Source organism: Kitasatospora albolonga (genome assembly GCA_002082585.1).
GTDB classification, from domain to species: Bacteria; Actinomycetota; Actinomycetes; order Streptomycetales; family Streptomycetaceae; genus Streptomyces; species Streptomyces stephensoniae.
The window spans coordinates 1,917,709-1,935,706 of the sequence record CP020563.1; the positions used below are offsets into that span (position 1 = coordinate 1,917,709).

Consider the following 17,998-nt stretch of genomic DNA (forward strand, 5'->3'; position numbering starts at 1 on the left):
GGCGGGGTTCAGAGTTCGATGCAGGTACGCAGCGACTCTCCGGTGCGCATCTGGTCCAGGGCGTCGTTGATCTCCTCCAGCCGGACCCGGTGGGTGATCATCGACTCCAGGTCGATCCGGCCCGCCCGCCAGAGCGCGATGGCCCGTTCGTAGGAGCGCAGCACGTCCCCGCCGCCGTACATCGAGGGCAGGATGCGCTTCTCGTCGAAGAACAGCTCGAACATGTTGACCTGGAAGTGGTCGTCCATGGCCCCGGCGCCGACGACGCAGAGGGTGCCGCCGCGCCGGGTGTGCTCGTAGGCGGTGCGGGCGGTGGCGGACTTGCCGACGACCTCGAAGACGTAGTCGAAGCCCTCGCCGCCGGTGACGCGCTGCTTGGCGTCGGCCAGTCCGCCGGGGTCGACGGCCTCGGTGGCGCCGAAGCGGAGGGCGGCCTCGCGGCGGGAGGCGACCGGGTCGACGGCGACGATCTGGGCGGCGCCCCGGACCCGGGCGCCCTGGATCGTGGAGATGCCGACGCCGCCGCAGCCGATGACGGCGACCGACGAACCCGCCTCCACCTGGGCCGTGTTGATGGCCGCGCCGAGGCCGGTGGTGACCCCGCAGCCGATCAGGGCGGCGATGTCGAACGGTACGTCGTCGGGGATCGGCACCGCGCAGCCCGCGCCGACGACGACCTCCTCGGTGAAGGTGCCGGTGCCCGCGAAGCCGAAGACATCGCCGCCGGGGCGCTTGAAGTTGGGGGTGCCCGCGTTCATGAAGCCCGCCAGGCAGAGCTGGGTCTGGCCCCGCCTGCAGGACGGACAGCTCCCGCAGGCGGGCAGCCAGCAGACGAGGACCCGGTCCCCGGCGCTGAGGCCGCTCACCCCGTCACCGACGTCCACGACCTCGCCCGCGCCCTCGTGGCCGGGGATGAAGGGGGCGGGCTGCGGGAGGATGCCGCTCATCGCGGAAACGTCGGAGTGGCAGAGCCCGGTGGCCCGGATGCGGAGCCTGACCTTTCCGGGGCCGAACCCCACCGCCTCGACGTCGTCGAGGACCTCCAGTTTCTCCTGGCCTATTTCGTGCAGGACGGCTGCGCGCATGGGTGGGGCTCCCCTCGGATCGGCTGCGAAGAAAGGGTGTTGCCGGGTTCAGGAGTGTTCGACGAGCGTGTCGGCGAGGACGGGTGCGTCGTCCCGTTCGGCGGCGGTGACCGTCACCTGGACGCGGCCGTCCCCGGCCGCCCACATCCGGATACGGAGGGTCTCGCCGGGGAGGACCACTCCGGCGAAACGGGTGCGGCAGGCGGCGATACGGGACACGTCACCGTCCAGCAGGGTGTCGGTGACGGCCTTCAGGGTCATGCCGTACGTGCACAGCCCGTGCAGGATCGGCCGGTCGAAACCGGCGAGCTTGGCGAAGGCGGGGTCCGCGTGGAGCGGGTTCCAGTCGCCGGAGAGCCGGTACAGCAGCGCCTGGTCCTCGCGGATCGGGCGCTCGACGGTGCGGTCCGGCGCCCGGTCGGGCACGGCGAGCCGGTCGGAGGGCCCGCGCTCGCCGCCGAACCCGCCCTCTCCCCGTACGAAGATCTGGGCGTCGTTGGTCCAGAGCGGCCCCTCGTCGTCGTACGCCTCGGTACGCAGCACGATGACGGCGGCCTTGCCCTTGTCGTACACCGCCGCGACCTTCGAGGTCTGCACGGCCCGGCCGGTGACGGGGATCGGGCGGTGGACGCGGACGGACTGGCCGCCGTGCAGGACGGCGGCGAGGTCCACGTCGATGCCGTCCGCGCCCATGCCCCCGAAGGCGGCCGTCCCGGCGCCCGCGACCGTGGCGAAGCTCGGCAGCACCTGGAGCCGGGACTCCAGGGTGTAGCGCAGCTCGTCCGGGTCGGTGGCGGGGATGCCCGCGCCGAGGCCCAGGTGGTAGAGCTGGACGTCCTTGTGGTTCCAGGCGATCTCGGCTCGGCGGGGGTCGGCGGCGAGGGCCGCTCGGGCATCGATGGGCATGGCGAAGCCGCTCCTTGAGGACGGGAGACCTCGGTGCGGCTGTCCGCACCACCGACCGCACCGAGGCCGTGCGGGACCGGCAGGGCGCGACCTTCTAGAACGCGTTCTAGCCGATGGCCCATGTATAACGCAGCGCCCGGAAGTTGGGAAGACTGCTGACGCCACGTCAGATGCGGTGGTTCAGGCCCTCAGACCCGTTCCTGCGTCTGCGCCTCCTCCTTCGCGGCCGTCACCGGTTCCGCCGCCCGCTCCTCCCGTACGCGGAGTGTCCGGTGGTTCGGCAGCCACGCCAGCATGACGATCACCCCGAACAGCAGCACCCCGCACGCCGTACGGAACGCCGACGCGTACCCGGCGGTGACCTCGGCCGGGTCGGCCGAGCCCGCCGTACGGGCGGCGGCGACCGTGGAGAGCACCGCGAGGCCGAGCGCGCCGCCCATGGTGCGGGAGGTGTTGACCAGCCCGGAGACGAGTCCGGCGTCGGCCGGGGCCGCGCCGGAGGTGGCGAGGGTGGCCAGCGGGGTGGAGGCGAGCCCGGCCCCGGCCATCATCAGGACCCCGGGCAGGCAGATCGCGGTGAGGTAGGAGCCGTCGACGCCCATGGTGGACTGCCAGCCGAACCCGGCGGCGGTGATCAGCACCCCGGCGACGGCCAGGCTCTTGGCCCCCGTACGCACCATGATCCGGGGCGCGGCCTTGGAGCCGATGACGACGGCGACCGAGGTGGGGAGCAGGGCGAGGCCGGCCTGCAACGGGGTGTAGCCCAGCACGTTCTGGGCGTAGACGGTCATGAAGTACCACATGGAGAAGGTCGCCGACCCCATGAGGAACATCGCCACGTTGGCGGAGGAGACCGCCCGTACGCCGAAGACGCGCAGCGGGATCAGCGGGACCGCCGTCCGCGCCTCGACCAGGACGAACGCGGCCAGCAGCACCGCTCCGGACACCAGCGGTACGAGGGTGGCGGCGGCCGTCCAGCCCACGGCCTCGGTCTGCACGATGCCGTACGCGACGGTGGCGAGGCCCGCGGTGACCAGGACGGCCCCCAGCAGATCGATCCGGCGGCGGTCGCCCGCCCGGCCCTCCTTGATCCACAGGGCGGCGGCGACCAGGACGAGGGCGCCGATGGGCACGTTGATGAGGAGGACCCAGCGCCAGGAGAAGGCGTCGGTGAGGACCCCGCCGATGAGCCCGCCGGCCGCGCCGCCGCCCGCGCCGACCGCCATCCAGGTCGCTATCGCCCGGGTCCGGGCGGGCCCCTCGGGCACGGCGGCCGTGAGGATGGTCAGGGTGGCGGGGGCCAGGACGGCGGCCCCGAGCCCCTGCGCGGCGCGGGCCGCGAGGAGGTGCCAGCCCTCCTGGGCGAGACCGCCCGCGAGGGAGGCGGCGGTGAAGACGCCCAGCCCGACGAGGAACATCCGTTTACGCCCGTAGATGTCGGCGGCCCGCCCGCCCAGCAGCATGAACCCGGCGAACGCGATCGAGTAGGCGTTGACGACCCACTGGAGCGCGCCATGGCTCAGCCCCAGGTCGGCCCGCATGGACGGCAGCGCCACATTGACCACGGACACGTCGAGGACGACGAGGAACTGCCCCGTACAGGCGGCGAGCACGACGGCCCACGCGCCGGTGGGTATCCGGGAGCGGGAGGTACGGGGGGACGCGGGTGCGGGGACATCTGCCATGCCGGTCATGCTCGCAGGTAGTACGTGCCCGGTACATCGGGTATCGGGAGGAGATCCCGGGGCCGGAGCGTCCTAGGCCCGAAGTCCCGGCCCTCGCGGTCCCGGCCCCCGCAGCCCCGGCCTCCTCCTCCCCCTCTCACCGCCGCAGCAGCGTCACCACCGCCGCCCCGCCCAGCCCGATGTTGTGGGCGAGGCCGGTGCGGGCGCCCGGGACCTGGCGCGGGCCCGCCTCGCCGCGCAGCTGCCAGGTCAGCTCGGCGGCCTGGGCGATCCCGGTCGCGCCCAGCGGGTGCCCCTTGGAGATCAGCCCGCCCGACGGGTTCACCACCCACCGCCCGCCGTACGTCGTCGCCCCCGACTCCACGAGCTTGCCGGACTCCCCCTCGCCGCAGAGGCCGAGCGCCTCGTAGGTGAGCAGCTCGTTGATGGAGAAGCAGTCGTGCAGCTCGATCACGTCGAGGTCGCCGGGGCCGAGGCCGGAGGCGGCGTACACCTGCCGGGCCGCCGCCTTCGACATCGGGGCGCCGACCGCGTCGATACAGGTGCCGGAGGCGAAGGAGGCGTCGGTGTCGGTGGTCATGGCCTGGGCGGCGATCTCCACGGCCCGCTCCCCCAGGTCATGGGCCTCCACGAACCGCTCCGAGACCACGACGGCCGCCGCCGCGCCGTCGGAGGTGGGTGAGCACTGGAGCTTGGTGAGGGGCGCGTGGACGGTACGGGCGGCGAGGACCTCCTCCACCGTGTACGGGTCCTGGAACTGGGCGTACGGGTTGTGCGCCGAGTGCCGGTGGTTCTTGGCCCCGACCGCCGCGAGCTGCGCGGGCGTGGTCCCGTACCGCTCCATGTGCTCGCGGGCCGCGTTGCCGAAGATCTGCGCGGTGGGCGGGGCGTTCACGAAGCCGTGGGCGGCGGCCATGATCCCGTAGTGCCGGGCGACGGGCGAGGCCGCGAAGTCGCCCCCGCCGGAGCCGCCGCCCGAGCCGCCCAGCGATCCGCGCGCCATCTTCTCGAAGCCGACCGCCAGGACGCAGTCGCTGGTGCCGCCCTGCACGAACTGCCGGGCCAGCATGAGCGCGGTGGAGCCGGTGGCACAGTTGTTGTTGACGTTGTAGACGGGGACGCCGGTGAGCCCCAGCTCGTAGACGGCCCGCTGTCCGGCGGTGGACGGCTGGAAGCAGTATCCGACGGGGACCTGTTCGACCTGCTCGTACCGCACCCCCGCGTCCGCCAGCGCGGCGGTGCCCGCCTCGCGGACCATGTCCCCGTAACTCCAGTCGCGGGTCTCGGGCTTCTCGAACTTCGTCATGCCGACGCCGACGATGTACGCCTTCATCCTCCGGCTCCTTCCGTTCGTACGGGCTCAGTCCCGGGGCAGGCCGAGCATCCGCTCGGCGACGACGTTCAGCTGGATCTGTGTGGTGCCGCCCGCGATGGTCAGACAGCGGGACATCAGGAAGCCGTGCAGGGCCCGCTCCCCCGCCTCCGGCTCGTCCACCGCGCCTGCCGGGCCGAGGAGTTCGAGGGTGAGCTCGGCGACCTTCTGCTGGTGGAGGGTCTGGACGAGTTTGCGGACGGAGGCCCCGGCGCCCGGTTCGAGGCCGGAGACCTGCTGGAGGGTGGTGCGCAGCCCGATGCAGGCGAGCGCGTGGGCCTCGGCGGCGAGGGCGCCGATCCGGGTACGGGTCGTCTCATCGGTCTCCGCCGAGCGGGCGATCAGCGCTTCGAGCCCGCCGTCGAAGGCCACCTGGTCGGCCATGTGGACGCGTTCGTTGCCCAGGGTGTTGCGGGCGACGCGCCAGCCGCCGCCGACCTCACCCACGACGGCGTCGGCGGGGAGGAGCGCGTCGTCGAAGTACACCTCGTTGAAGAGGGCGTCCCCGGTGATCTCCTTCAGCGGGCGGATGCCGATGCCTTCGGTGTTCTTCATGTCGACCAGGAAGTAGGTGAGCCCCCGGTGCTTGGGGGCGTCCGGGTCGGTGCGGGCCAGCAGGATGCCGTGGTCGGCGGTGCGGGCGGCGCTCGTCCAGACCTTCTGCCCGGTGATCCGCCAGCCCTCCGCGGTCCGTACGGCACGGGTGCGCAGGGCGGCGAGGTCGGAGCCCGCTTCGGGTTCGGAGAAGAGCTGGCACCACTGGAGGTCGCCGCGCAGGGTGACGGGGAGATAGCGCTCCCGCTGCGCCTCGGTTCCGTACGCGATGAGGGACGGCACCACCCAGGTGGCGATGGACAGTTCACTGATCCGGACCCCCTGCTCCCTCGACTCCTGCTGGATCGCCAGCTGTTGTACGGGGCCGGCGCCCAGGCCGTACGGGGGTGGCAGGTGCGGGGCCGCGTAGCCGGTGGCGGCCAGCGCGCGGCGGGCCTCGCGGGGGGCCAGACCCCGGGCGGCGGCGAGGTGGGGTCGGGCCTCGGCGCGGTGGCGGGCGGCCTCGGGCGGGAGTTCCAGGGCGAGTTCGCGGCGGGCGCCCGCTGCGGCCAGGCGGGCGGCGCGCAGCCGGTGGGTGTCGGCGGCCCCGAGGAGCTGGCGGGCGAGGACGGCCCGGCGCAGCTGGAGATGGGCGTCGTGCTCCCAGGTGAAGCCGGTGCCGCCGAGGATCTGGATGGTGTCCTTGGCGCAGGAGTACGCGGCCTCCGGCGCGGTGGCGGCGGCCAACGCGGCGGTGAGCGACCGCACTTCGGGTTCCTGACCGACCTCGTCGACCGCACGGGCCGCGTCCCAGGTCAGGGCGCGGGCCTGTTCGAGGCGGACGAGCATGTCGGCGCAGAGGTGCTTGACCGCCTGGAACGCCCCGATGGGACGCCCGAACTGCTCGCGTACGCGGGCGTGTTCGACGGCTGTGTCCAGGCTCCGGGCGGCGGTCCCGCAGGCGTCGGCGGCGAGGAGGACGGCGGCCAGGTCGCGGACGAGCGCGGAGTCGAGGGGCAGGGCGTGGTGCGCCGGTACGTGGACGGCGTCGGCCCGCACCTGTGCCGTGGGCCGGGTCGGGTCGACGCTGCGGTGCGGGCGCACGGCGAGCCCCTCGGCCCCGACCTCCACCAGGAACCAGCGCTCACCGGTGGCCGTGGCGGCGGGCAGGAGCAGCAGGTCGGCCGCCTCGGCGGAGAGGACGGGCGGGGCGGTCCCGTCGAGACGGTGGCCGCCGCCCTCGGCGGGGGCGGGGGTGGCGGTGAGGGTGCCGGGGGTGAGGGCGAGGGCGGCGGTACGGGTCCCGGCGGCGATGGCCCGGAGCAGCTCGCCGACCCCCGGGGCAGCCGCCCGCTCCAGCACCGCGCCCGTCAGCGCCGTCGCGAGGTACGGCCCCGGCAGCGAGCCGTACGCCGCCGCCTCCAGGACCACGGCGAGGTCGAGGAGACCGCCGCCCCCGCCCCCGTACTTCTCGGGCAGATGCACCCCCGTCAGCCCCTGCCCGGCGAGCGCCTCCCAGTGCGCGGGGCGGACCCCGGCGGCGGCCGGGCCCTCCGTGTCGAGGAGCTTGCGCACCTCGGCCGGTGGCACGGCCCGCGCCAGCCATCCCCGTACGGAGTCCGCCAGCGCACGGTGCTCCTCGGTGATCCCGATGCCGGTGCCGGTGCCCGTACGCGCACCCGTACCCATCCCCGTACTCGTACCGATGCCCATGCGCACCCCGCCGGTCGCAGCCACTGGAACGGGCGCAAGAGTAGAACACGTTCCACTAGGACGGAAGGCCGAAACCGGCGAGAGCTGACAGCGCGTCAGGACGCGTGCCCGACCCTGGAGTTGCGGGTGCCGCCCACCACGAACAGCGCCAGGAAGGCCAGGGCCGCGCCGATCCACAGCACGCTGGTGGCGCCGATCCCGTCGACGGCGAAGCCGCCGAAGAGCGCGCCGAGCGCGATGGAGAGGTTGAAGGCGGAGACATACAGCGAGGTGGCCGCCTCGGTGGCCTCCGGTGCCGCGTCCATGATCCAGCTCTGGAAGGTGACCGGCACGGCCCCGTAGCCCAGGCCCCACAGGACCAGGATGGCGCCCGCGGTGAAGGCGTTGGTGTCGACGAGCGCCAGGATGACCATGGCGGCGGTGAGGACCACCGAGATGCCCATGACGGTGTTCCTGAGGCTCCTGGTGATGAGCGCACCGGCGATGAAGTTGCCGCAGATCCCGGCGACGCCGAAGGTCAGCAGCAGCGCGCCGATCGCACCGGCCCTGATCCCGTCCTCCTGGAGGATCGGCCGCACGAAGGTGTAGGCCAGGAAGTGGCCGGTGATGACCAGGAAGGTCAGGGCGATACCGATCCGGAGACCGACGTTGGTCCGGAAGACCTTCGGCAGGGCCGAGAACGAGATGCTCTGCTCGGCCGGGACCTTCGGCATGAGGAAGAGGAGACAGACCAGGGAGACCAGTCCGAGGACGCCCACCGCGCCGAACGCCGTACGCCAGCCGCTGAGGTCGCCGATGAACGTGCCCAGCGGCACACCCAGGACGGAGGCGGTCTCCACCCCGCCGAAGATGACGGCGGTGGCGCGGGCGACATGCCTGGCGGGTACCAGGCGCAGGGCGATGCCCCCGGCGATGGACCAGAAGCCGCCGACGCTGACGCCGATCAGGAACCGGGCGATCAGGACGACGGTGAAGCTGGTGGCGAAGGCGGAGGCCAGGTTGGCCACGCCCATCAGGCCGATCAGGACCACCAGGACGATCCGGCGGTCGATGCGCCCGGTGGCCACGGTGACCAGGGGCGCCGAGACGGCGGCGACCAGGCCGGGCACGGTCACCATCAGCCCCGCGGTGCCCTCGGAGACGTCCAGGGCGGTACCGACGGGGGTGAGCAGCCCCACGGGGAGCAGCTCGGAGGTCATCAGGGAGAAGATGCCCAGGGTCACCGCCAGGACGGCGAGCCAGCCTTTGACGGAGGAGCGGCCGGTGTCGGCTGGGGCCCCGGTCTCGACGGTGGTCATGGCGTGGTCAGCCCTTCATGAGTGAGGACACGGAGAGGAGTGCGAAGAAAGAACGGGAAAAGGCCGCGGGCATGGAAAGGGCGGTGGCCGTCAAGGGGAGTGAGGCGGCCACCGCCCGGCTTGAGGGGACTCCCGGCTACTCGGTGCCGGGCGTCTTGCGTGTGGCGACGTTCATGCGGTTCCAGGCGTTGACGGTGAAGATGAGCGCGATGAGCTGCGCGAGCTCCTTCTCCTCGAAGTGCTCCGCGGCCTCCGCGTACACCTCGTCCGACACGCCCTGGGGCAGCAGGGTGACGGCCTCGGTCAGCGCCAGGGCGGCCCGCTCCTTCTCGGTGAACAGGCTCGACTCCTCCCACGCGGAGAGCTGGTAGATCCGCTCCTCCGTCTCCCCGGCCTTGCGGGCGTCGGAGGTGTGGTAGTCGATGCAGTACGCACAGCGGTTGACCTGTGAGGCACGGATCTGCACCAGCTCCAGCAGAACGGGGTCGATCCCTTCGCGGGCGGCGGCGTCGAGGGCGAGCACGGCCTTGAAGACCTTGGGAGCGACGGTGGTGAAGTTCATGCGCTGAGGCACCTGGTAAGTGGTCATGCATTGACCGTAGACGCGGAAGCGACCCGGGAGATGGTGCATTCTTCCGGCAAAATCATGGGTCAATCGCGGGCCGGTGGCGGGTCACCGATGAGGTCCGGGCCGGGGGCGGCCCCCACCGGGAGGGGCGGCCGGTGCGTGCGGCACGATGGAGCGCCGTCGTCAGCCGACCCGTCCCACCTGGAGGAACCCCGTGACCGCCGCCGCTCCCGCCCCGTCCCCGGACGTACTCGCCGCGTTCGGGGCCGCCAAGGGCTTCATGCCCGCCCACGAGGGGCTCGCCCTCCACGCGGCGGCCACGGAGGCCGGTGCGCTGGGGCTGCCCCTGCTGGAGGTGGGCACGTACTGCGGGCGCTCCACGATCCTGCTGGCCGACGCGGCCCGGACCGCCGGGGTGAGCGCGCTGACCGTGGACCACCACCGGGGCAGCGAGGAGCAGCAGCCGGGCTGGGAGTACCACGACCCGACGGTGGTGGACCCCGAGGTCGGGCTGATGGACACCCTGCCGACGTTCCGCCGCACCCTGCACCGGGCGGGTCTGGAGGAGCACGTGGTGGCGCTCGTCGGCCGCTCCCCGCAGGTCGCCGCCGTCTGGGCCGGGCCGCTGGGCCTGGTCTTCATCGACGGCGGGCACACCGACGAGCACGCGACGGCCGACTACGAGGGCTGGGCCCCGCACATCGCCGAAGGCGGGCTCCTGGTGATCCACGACGTCTTCCCCGACCCGGCCGACGGCGGACAGGCCCCGTACCGGGTGTACCTGCGGGCGCTGACCTCGGGGGCGTTCGCCGAGGTGTCGGTGACGGACTCGCTGCGCGTGCTGCGGCGCACGGGGCCGGGGATCTGAGGCGTACCCGGGCGGGGGTCCGAGGCGTACCCGGGGACGTCATCCCCGTACGGATCGATAGCATCGCCGCGTGCCGTACGACGACGACAGCGTTCCCCTCGCCCGCCGCGCCCGGCGACCCCTCCTGGTGGCCGCCGCGCTGGCCGCGCTCTGCCTGACGGCCGTCACCGGATGCGGCGGCGGCCCGGACGGCGCCGAGACCGGTGCGGCCTCCCCCCGCCCGGGCGGGGACGCCGCCTCGCCCTCCGCCGCACCGACGCCCTCCGCGTCGCCCTCCGCACCGACGACGCCGACCCCCTCCGCACCGTCCTCCGAGCCGCTGCCCCGGGGCCCGCTGACCGGCCGGACCGTCGTGATCGACCCGGGCCACAACCCGCGCAACCGCGAGCACACCAAGGAAATCAACCAGCAGGTCGACATCGGCACCGGGCGCAAGGAGTGCGATACGACCGGTACGTCCACCAACGCCGGTTACGCGGAGGCCCGGTTCACCCTCGATGTGTCCCACCGGCTGCGGGAGCTGCTCCGGGCGCAGGGGGCCCGGGTCCTGCTGACGCAGGACGACGACCGGCCGTTCGGGCCCTGCATCGACGAGCGGGCCCGGATCGGCAACGAGGCGAAGGCCGACGCGGTGGTCTCGGTGCACGCGGACGGGTCGGCGGTCGGCAACCGGGGCTTCCATGTGATCCTGCCCGCGGCGGTGAAGGGCGGCGGGGCGGACACCACGAAGATCGTGGAGAGCTCGGCCGATCTCGGGGCCCGGATCGCGGGGCACTTCGTCCGCGTCACCGGAAGCGCACCCTCCAACTACATCGGGGGCGGCACCGGGCTGGACACCCGTGACGATCTCGGCGGACTGAACCTGTCGACCGTGCCCAAGGTCTTCGTGGAGTGCGGCAACATGCGTGATCCGCAGGACGCGGCCCTGCTCAGCCGGGCGAGCTGGCGCCAGAAAGCGGCCCAGGGAATGGCGGACGGCATCGCCGACTACCTGAAGGGGTAGGTCTGCCGACCACCTGAAGGCGCGGGCCTGCCGACTGCCCGAAGGCGTGGGTCCGCCGACTGCCCGAAGGGGTGGGTCTGGGGGGTCTGCGGGGATATTTGGAGGGGATAACGGTTCAAGCCACGGACAGGGGCGCAACCCGCCCGGGCAGACGATAGATTCATCCGTACGATGGGGAGCCCCTCGAGCTCCGTGCCGTGCCCGCCGCACAGGCGGCAGCGACGACCGCCCCGACGAGACGACCGACTAAGGACCTTCACGTGAATATCCGCTCCCTCACTCGAGGCGACGGCGTGGTGATCGGAGCAGCGGTCGTGCTGTTCATCGCCTCCTTCCTCAACCTTGCCAACTTCGACTGCCCGTCCGGTGTGGACTGCTCCCGCTTCAACACGAACGCCTGGGACCGCCTCGGTCTCCTGATGAGCCTCTACCTCGCCGGGATCATCGGCGCGGCTCTGCTGGTCGTCGGCCGGCTGATGCCCGGCCGCAAGGTCGCGGGACTCGACCTGGGCCAGTTCGGGGCCGCGTTCACCGTCTTCGCGCTGTGGACCGCCTTCTGGACGATCATCGACGTCGACAACGCCGGTGCCGGGCTGATCCTCGGCCTGCTGGCGGCCATCGTGCTCGCCGCCGGTGCCGTCGCGGGCCCGCTGGTGCCCGCGCTCAAGGCCCCGCTGGTCGGCGCCCCCAAGCCGCAGGCCGTACAGCCGCCGTACGGTGCCCAGCCCGGCCAGGGCTACGGGTACCCGGGTGCCCAGCAGGCGCCCTACGGCGCCCAGCCGAGCCAGGGCTACGGCTACCCCGGCGCCCCCGGTCAGCCGGGTCAGGGCGACCCGGCCCAGACGCACGCCGCCGCCCAGCCCCAGCAGGCCGCACCGCAGGCCGCCTCGCCGGGCGGCGCGGCTCCGGCGGGCGACTTCACCCCGTTCTGGTTCGCCGTGCCGGTGGCCCGTCCGCTGTACGGCGAGGACGGCGCGCCGAACCCGATCGCCGAGCTGGCGCCGGGCACCTGGTACCTCGCGGTCGAGCAGCGCGGCCAGGGCCTCATCGCCCAGACGCAGGACGGCCGTCGCGGTGTGCTCCAGGACACCACAGGCATCCAGCGCGGCTGATCCCGTACGCGTCACGCCCGCGGCCCCTCGCCCTTCCGGGCGGGGGGCCGTTGTCGTACAGTCCGTCCCGCGGCGCCACCATCTGACGGAGTGTCATTTACGGCCGGAGGCAACGGAATGCGGCTCGGACTCGCACTCGGATACTGGGGCCGGGGCCCGGACCCCGGCCATCTCGCCCTCGCCCAGGAGGCGGAGCGGCTCGGCTACGGTTCGGTGTGGACGGCGGAGGCGTGGGGCTCGGACGCCTTCACCCCGCTGACCTGGATCGCCGCGCACACCTCCCGTATCCGGCTGGGTACGGGCATCGCGCAGATGGCGGCCCGTACGCCGACCGCGACGGCCATGCACGCGCTGACCCTGGACCACCTCTCGGGCGGCCGGCTGCTGCTCGGCCTCGGGCTGTCCGGGCCGCAGGTGGTGGAGGGGTGGTACGGCCGCCCGTTCCCGAAGAGCCCCCTCACGGCGACCCGCGAGTACGTCGAGGTGATCCGCCAGGTGCTGGCCCGGCAGGCGCCGGTGGAGGTGGCGGGGCGCTTCCACTCCCACCCGTACACCGGCCCGGACGCCACCGGCCTCGGCAAGCCGCTGAAGCCGATCACGCACCCGCTGCGGTCCTCGCTCCCCGTCCTGCTGGGGGCGGAGGGCCCGAAGAACATCGCCCAGACGGTCGAGATCGCGGACGGCTGGCTGCCGCTGTACTGGTCCCCGTACCGCACGGACGTCTACGCGGCCTCCCTCACCGGCCTGCGCGAGGGCTTCATGATCGCGCCGATGGCCCGGGCCCAGGTCTGCGACGACGTGGCGGAGGGGCTGCTGCCGGTGAAGGCGATGCTCGGTTTCTACATCGGCGGCATGGGCCACGCGGCCCGCAACTTCCACGCGGACCTGATGGCGCGGATGGGGTTCGAGGAGGAGGCCCGGCGCATCCAGGAGCTGTTCCTCCAGGGCCGCAAGGAGGAGGCGATCGGGGTCGTACCGGACGCCTTCGCGGACGAGATCTCCCTGATCGGCCCGCGTGCCCGGATCGCGGAGAGGCTGGCGGAGTGGCGCAAGGGCCCGGTGACGGACTTGCTGGTCACCGCCCCGGACCCGCACACGCTACGGGTCCTGGCGGAGCTCAGCACGTAAAGTGCTCACCCGAACGACGACCGGTCCAGCCAGAAGTCCAGCAGCTCCGCGTCGCCCAGCACCTCGACCCGTTCGCTGCCCGGCTCCAGACGGCGGTTGAAGACGAGCATCAGATCGGTGAGCGGCCCGCGCAGGGCGACCGTCGCCTTCTCGTGCGCGTGCCGCCAGGTGAAGCGGTCCTCACCCAGCTCGATCAGCCATTCCGCGCCGGGTACGTCGGTGGCGTGCAGGTGCAACGAGCGCCCGCCGCCCCGCAGTTCGTTCGCCTCCGGGTCCTCGCCCCCCTCCTGGACGAAGGAGACGATCCGCAGCCACTCCTCGATGGTGTCGGCGGCCACCTCGGGGGCGACCGTGTACGGAACCCGGGCGGCGAGCGCCGCGTCCGCGCGGTGCACCACCGTCTCGTGCGTCATGCGCCGCGCCCAGAACGCCGTACGCCGCTCCCACGCCCAGGTCCACACCTCGGTGTCCGGCCCGGCCTCCCGCAGCGCGGCGACGGCGGCCTCCGCCCCCTCGGCCAGCCAGGCGTCCAGCGCGGCGGGGTCCTCGCTCCCGGGCCCCTCGAACCCCGGCACCTTCTCCTCCGGAACGTCCTCGGCGGCCCGCCCGCGCACGATCTCCCCGACCCAGCGGTGCGCGCCGCCGACATGCACGGCGAGCTGCCGCAGGTTCCAGTCGGGGCAGGTGGGGACGGTCGCGGTCAGATCCGCGCCGCGCAGCACCGCGCGCAGGGCGTCGGTCTGGGCGAGGACCTCGTCGCAGTAACGGCCGTAAGAGAGAAGCGTCATGGCGGGGACCCTAGCCGCGCCGCCGGAGGGGATCACCTCATTTCCCCACCGGCCGCCGCCCGGTGACGCCGTCCGGGTTTCACTCTGGGTAAAGCGGTAACCCGGACTCCATGTCCTACAGAACCCGTACAGGCAGCAGCGGTTCAGTGGCCCGGATCATCGCCGCCGTGGCCGACGTCCTGGCCTTCATCATCATTCTCTGGATTCTGATGTACCTGCTGGACGCCAACCGGGGCAACGACTTCGTGCAGTGGGTGCACGACGCCGCCACCTGGCTGGCCGGCTGGTCCTACGACCTGTTCACCTTCGACGCTGCGTGGGCCCGGGTCGTGGCCGGTTACGGTCTGGCGGCCGTGGTCTACCTGTTCATCGGGCACGCGGTGGCGGGCCGGCTCCGCCGCTGACGGCGGGCCGGCCGCGCCGGAGCCCAGGGGTTCAGCGGCAGCAGTCCGGCTCCAGACCGACCGGCAGCCGCTCCCCCCCGAAGACCGCGGTGGTCGCCTCGTCCCCCCCGAGCGCGGCCACCGCCAGCAGCAGGGAGCCCGCCGTCCAGGTGGTCAGCTCCTCCGGCCAGAAAGCCTTGTTGCCCTCGAAGACGTACCCCGTCCAGTACAACCCGCCCTCGGCGCGCAGGTGCTGGATGGACTGGAGGATCTCCAGGGCCCGGTCCGACTCCCCCGTCGCCCAGAGGGCCAGGGCGAGTTCGCAGCTCTCGCCGCCGGTCACCCAGGGGTTGGGCAGCACGCACCGCACTCCGAGGCCGGGGACGACGAAGCGGTCCCAGCCCTCCTGGATGCGGGCGGTGGCCTCGGCCCCGGTGATCGCGCCGCCGAGGACCGGGTAGTACCAGTCCATCGAGTAGCGGTTCTTGTCGAGGAAGCGCTCGGGGTGGTTGCGGATCGCGTGGGCCAGCGCCCCGGTCGCCAGCTCCCAGTCGGGCTGCGGCTCCTCGCGCCGCTCCGCGATGGCCAGCGCACAGCGCAGCGCCTGGTGGATCGAGGAGGAGCCGGTCAGCAGCGCGTCGTCCACGGGGGTGCCGTCGGCCTCCCGCTTCCAGCCGATCTGCCCGCCGGGCCGCTGGAGCCGCAGGACGAACTCGATCGCGGCGAAGACCGTGGGCCACATCCGGTCGACAAACGCGTCGTCCCCGGTGGCGAGGTAGTGGTGCCAGACGCCGACGGCCACGTACGCGCAGAAGTTGGTCTCCCGGCTGCGGTCGGTGGGCTGCCCCGGATCGCCGTCGTGGTAGGCGGCGTACCAGGAACCGTCCCCGTTCTGGTGGCGGGCCAGCCAGTCGTACGCGCGCTCCGCCGCCCCGTGCTCGCCCGCCGCGTCCAGCGCCATCGCGGCCTCGGTGTGGTCCCACGGGTCGAGGTGGTGGCCCCGGAACCAGGGCAGCGCCCCGTCCTCGCGCTGCACGGCGAGGAGCGCGGCGACCGTCTCGGCGGCCTCGGCGGCGGTCAGGACCCCGGGGAGGACGAGGTGCTCGGTCTGTTCGGGAGTGCTCACGCCTCGGCCTTCGGAAGGTGCGGCTTGGTGGCGTAGGCGACGAAGCTCTTGCCGACGACGGGGTTGAGCAGCTGCTCGGCGACCCGGGTGGCGAGCGGCTTCTTCATGATGTCCCAGACCAGCAGCTTGTGGTACGCCCGCACCGGCAGGGCCTTGTCGTTGTCCACGCCGAAGGCGCACTTCAGCCACCAGTACGGCGAGTGCAGGGCGTGGGCGTGGTGGGTGCCGTACGGCTTGAGCCCGGCCTCGCGGATGCGGGCGAGGAGCTGGTCGGCCTTGTAGATGCGGATGTGGCCGCCCTCGACCTCGTGGTAGGCGTCGGAGAGGGTCCAGCAGATCTTCTCGGGGCCGTAGCGCGGGACGGTGACGGCGATCCGGCCGCCCGGCTTGAGGACCCGGACCATCTCGGCGAGGACGCCCTTGTCGTCCGGGATGTGCTCCATGACCTCGGAGATGATCACGACGTCGAAGGAGTCGTCGGGGAACGGCAGGTTGAGGGCGTCGCCCTCCATCGCGGTGGCGGTGGCGCCCTCGGGGGCCTCACCGGCCTCCTTCATCGCGGCGAACCACTTGGCGACCTCGCGGATCTCCTCGGCGTTCCGGTCGAGGGCCACCACCTGCGCACCGCGCCGGTAACACTCGAAGGCATGCCGGCCGGCACCGCAGCCCAGGTCGAGCACTCGGTCGCCTGCGGCGAGCGGGAAGCGGGTGAAGTCGACGGTCAGCACGAGGGCCTGCCTTCGAGGTCGGAGGTACGGGTTCAGGAAAGCGGGTTACGGGTTACGAGGTCCGCGTTACGGGGTCCGGGTTCCGGGTCACGGATTCCGGTGAACAGGATCGCCGTCGCCTGCGGGGACGGGGCAGTCGTCACCTGCGGGCTCCGGCTCCGCGGACGGCGATCGCCTGACGGTACAGCTCGGCCGTTCCGGCGGCGGCCCGGGCCCAGGTGAAGTTGGCGAGCACCCGCGCCCGGCCCGCCGCGCCGAGCCGGGCGCGCAGCTCGGGGTCGGCCAGCAGCCGGGCCAGCGCCCCGGCCAGCGCGTCCGCGTTGCCGGGCTCCACCGCGAGGCAGGTCTCCCCGTCGCGGCCGGAGACCTCGGGGATCGCGCCGCCGGTGGTGGCGACCAGGGGGGTGCCGGTGGCCATGGCCTCGGCGGCGGGCAGCGAGAACCCCTCGTACAGCGAGGGCACGCAGGAGACCTGGGCGCCGCGCACGAGGTCGACCAGCTCGGCGTCGCTGATGCCCTTGACGAACTCGACGGCGTCGGCCAGCCCGTACCGCTCGATGGCCCGGGCGACCGGCCCGTCCTCGGCACGCTTGCCGACGACGACGAGGTGGGCGGCGGGGTTCTCCGTACGGAGCTTGGCGAGCGCCTCGACGAGGTGGACCAGGCCCTTGAGCGGGACGTCGGCGCTGGAGGTGGTGACGATACGGCCCGGCACCTCGGCGACGGAGGGGTCGGGCGACCACAGGTCGGTGTCGGCGCCGATGTGGACGACGCTGATCCGGTCCTTGCGTACGCCGAGGTCCTCGACTATCTCGTCGCGGGAGGAGCCGGAGACGGTGAGGACGGTGTCCAGCTTGCGGGCGACCCGCTTCTGCATCCGGGTGAAGGCGTACCAGCGGCGTACGGAGGCGCGTCGGCGGCGGCTGGTGGCGGCGGCCAGGTCGAGCCTGCGGTCCACGGTGATGGGGTGGTGGATCGTCGTCACGAGCGGGGCCCCGAGGTCGCCGAGGAGCCCGTAACCGAGGGTCTGGTTGTCGTGGACGACGTCGAACTCGCCGCGCCGGGCCAGGAGATGGCGGCGGGCGCGGAGGCTGAAGGTGAGCGGTTCGGGGAAGCCGCCGGTCCACATGGTGGCGACCTCGGCGAGGTCGATCCAGTCCCGGTACTCGCCCCGCTTCGGCGTACGGAACGGGTCCGGCTGCCGGTAGAGGTCCAGGCTGGGGAGCTCGGTGAGCGGGACGCCCTCGTCGAGCACGGGGTAGGGCTGCGCGCCGATGACCTCGACGCTGTGCCCGAGACGGGCCAGCTCCCGCCCGAGGTGGCGTACGTAGACGCCCTGACCGCCGCAGAACGGGTTGCCCTTGTACGTGAGGAGCGCGATGCGCAGGGGCCGGTCGCCCGCCCCGGCGAAGGAGCTGCCGTCGCCCGTGCGGGGGCCCGTCTCTATGGCCTCAGCGGTCACACTCGGCCCCCTTCTGACTGCGTGTTCGCCGGAGCGTAACCGGTAGCGCTAATCTAGAACAAGTTGCAGACTTGATCGTTCGACGTGCATCGAATCTACCGGCAGGTAGCGGCGGTGTGACGTCCGGATCAGGTGATTCGCGCCACGACGGACGCCCTGGCATGCTGTGCGCGCCCGGCCGCGTTCGCTTCGTCCGTACGGGCGCGGAACCGGCTCGTCCGCACGGACGCGGAACATGG

The 17,998-nt window shown here is 72.9% G+C and carries 16 protein-coding genes; 5 read left to right on the forward strand and 11 right to left on the reverse strand.

The annotated features are described in order from the left end of the window. Positions 1-8 precede the first annotated feature (8 nt). The 7 genes from B7C62_08305 to B7C62_08335 all read right to left on the reverse strand — a co-directional run bounded on the left by B7C62_08305 (position 9) and on the right by B7C62_08335 (position 9,155). Positions 9-1,085, reverse strand: coding sequence for a Zn-dependent alcohol dehydrogenase (locus B7C62_08305; GenBank protein ARF72275.1), 1,077 nt, complete (start codon positions 1,083-1,085; stop codon positions 9-11). Positions 1,086-1,133: 48 nt separating this feature from the next. Beyond that, positions 1,134-1,991, reverse strand: a complete 858-nt coding sequence (locus B7C62_08310) for a 3-alpha,7-alpha,12-alpha-trihydroxy-5-beta-cholest-24-enoyl-CoA hydratase (protein ID ARF72276.1) — start codon at positions 1,989-1,991, stop codon at positions 1,134-1,136. Between the two features lie 188 nt (positions 1,992-2,179). Beyond that, a complete protein-coding gene (locus B7C62_08315; protein ARF72277.1) occupies positions 2,180-3,685 on the reverse strand; it encodes an MFS transporter in 1,506 nt (501 codons plus the stop codon). 127 nt (positions 3,686-3,812) lie between these two features. Then, positions 3,813-5,009, reverse strand: coding sequence for a Nonspecific lipid-transfer protein (locus tag B7C62_08320; protein ARF72278.1), 1,197 nt, complete (start codon positions 5,007-5,009; stop codon positions 3,813-3,815). 27 nt (positions 5,010-5,036) lie between these two features. Beyond that, positions 5,037-7,295, reverse strand: a complete 2,259-nt coding sequence (locus tag B7C62_08325; GenBank protein ARF77045.1) for an acyl-CoA dehydrogenase — start codon at positions 7,293-7,295, stop codon at positions 5,037-5,039. A 95-nt stretch (positions 7,296-7,390) separates the two neighbouring features. Then, a complete protein-coding gene (locus B7C62_08330) occupies positions 7,391-8,593 on the reverse strand; it encodes an MFS transporter (protein ID ARF72279.1) in 1,203 nt (400 codons plus the stop codon). Between the two features lie 136 nt (positions 8,594-8,729). Further along, positions 8,730-9,155, reverse strand: coding sequence for a 4-carboxymuconolactone decarboxylase (locus B7C62_08335; protein ID ARF72280.1), 426 nt, complete (start codon positions 9,153-9,155; stop codon positions 8,730-8,732). 220 nt (positions 9,156-9,375) lie between these two features. Between B7C62_08335 and B7C62_08340 the strand changes: the two genes are divergently transcribed. The 4 genes from B7C62_08340 to B7C62_08355 all read left to right on the forward strand — a co-directional run bounded on the left by B7C62_08340 (position 9,376) and on the right by B7C62_08355 (position 13,272). Then, positions 9,376-10,029 (forward strand): hypothetical protein, encoded by a 654-nt coding sequence (locus tag B7C62_08340; GenBank protein ID ARF72281.1) that lies wholly within the window; start codon positions 9,376-9,378, stop codon positions 10,027-10,029. A gap of 70 nt (positions 10,030-10,099) precedes the next feature. Further along, positions 10,100-11,032 carry an N-acetylmuramoyl-L-alanine amidase gene (locus B7C62_08345; GenBank protein ARF72282.1) on the forward strand — a complete coding sequence of 311 codons (933 nt, stop codon included), beginning with the start codon at positions 10,100-10,102 and terminating at the stop codon, positions 11,030-11,032. 260 nt (positions 11,033-11,292) lie between these two features. Beyond that, a complete protein-coding gene (locus B7C62_08350) occupies positions 11,293-12,144 on the forward strand; it encodes a hypothetical protein (protein ID ARF72283.1) in 852 nt (283 codons plus the stop codon). Between the two features lie 117 nt (positions 12,145-12,261). Beyond that, positions 12,262-13,272: an LLM class F420-dependent oxidoreductase gene (locus B7C62_08355; GenBank protein ID ARF72284.1), complete on the forward strand. Its 1,011-nt coding sequence runs from the start codon at positions 12,262-12,264 to the stop codon at positions 13,270-13,272. 5 nt (positions 13,273-13,277) lie between these two features. Here B7C62_08355 and B7C62_08360 read toward each other — a convergent pair whose 3' ends face one another. After that, on the reverse strand, positions 13,278-14,060 hold the full coding sequence (locus B7C62_08360) for a hypothetical protein (protein ID ARF72285.1): 783 nt from the start codon (positions 14,058-14,060) through the stop codon (positions 13,278-13,280). A gap of 110 nt (positions 14,061-14,170) precedes the next feature. Between B7C62_08360 and B7C62_08365 the strand changes: the two genes are divergently transcribed. After that, positions 14,171-14,464: a hypothetical protein gene (locus tag B7C62_08365; GenBank protein ID ARF72286.1), complete on the forward strand. Its 294-nt coding sequence runs from the start codon at positions 14,171-14,173 to the stop codon at positions 14,462-14,464. Positions 14,465-14,495: 31 nt separating this feature from the next. On the opposite strand, the gene B7C62_08370 is transcribed toward B7C62_08365, so the two are convergent. From B7C62_08370 to B7C62_08380, 3 genes are all read right to left on the reverse strand, one after another. After that, positions 14,496-15,569 carry a prenyltransferase gene (locus B7C62_08370; GenBank protein ID ARF72287.1) on the reverse strand — a complete coding sequence of 358 codons (1,074 nt, stop codon included), beginning with the start codon at positions 15,567-15,569 and terminating at the stop codon, positions 14,496-14,498. Further along, positions 15,566-16,297, reverse strand: a complete 732-nt coding sequence (locus tag B7C62_08375) for an SAM-dependent methyltransferase (protein ID ARF72288.1) — start codon at positions 16,295-16,297, stop codon at positions 15,566-15,568. The genes B7C62_08370 and B7C62_08375 overlap by 4 nt, the downstream gene beginning before the upstream one ends. Positions 16,298-16,436: 139 nt before the next feature. Next, entirely contained in the window at positions 16,437-17,759 is a 1,323-nt protein-coding gene (locus B7C62_08380) for a glycosyl transferase family 1 (GenBank protein ARF72289.1), read from the reverse strand. Positions 17,760-17,998: the final 239 nt, after the last annotated feature.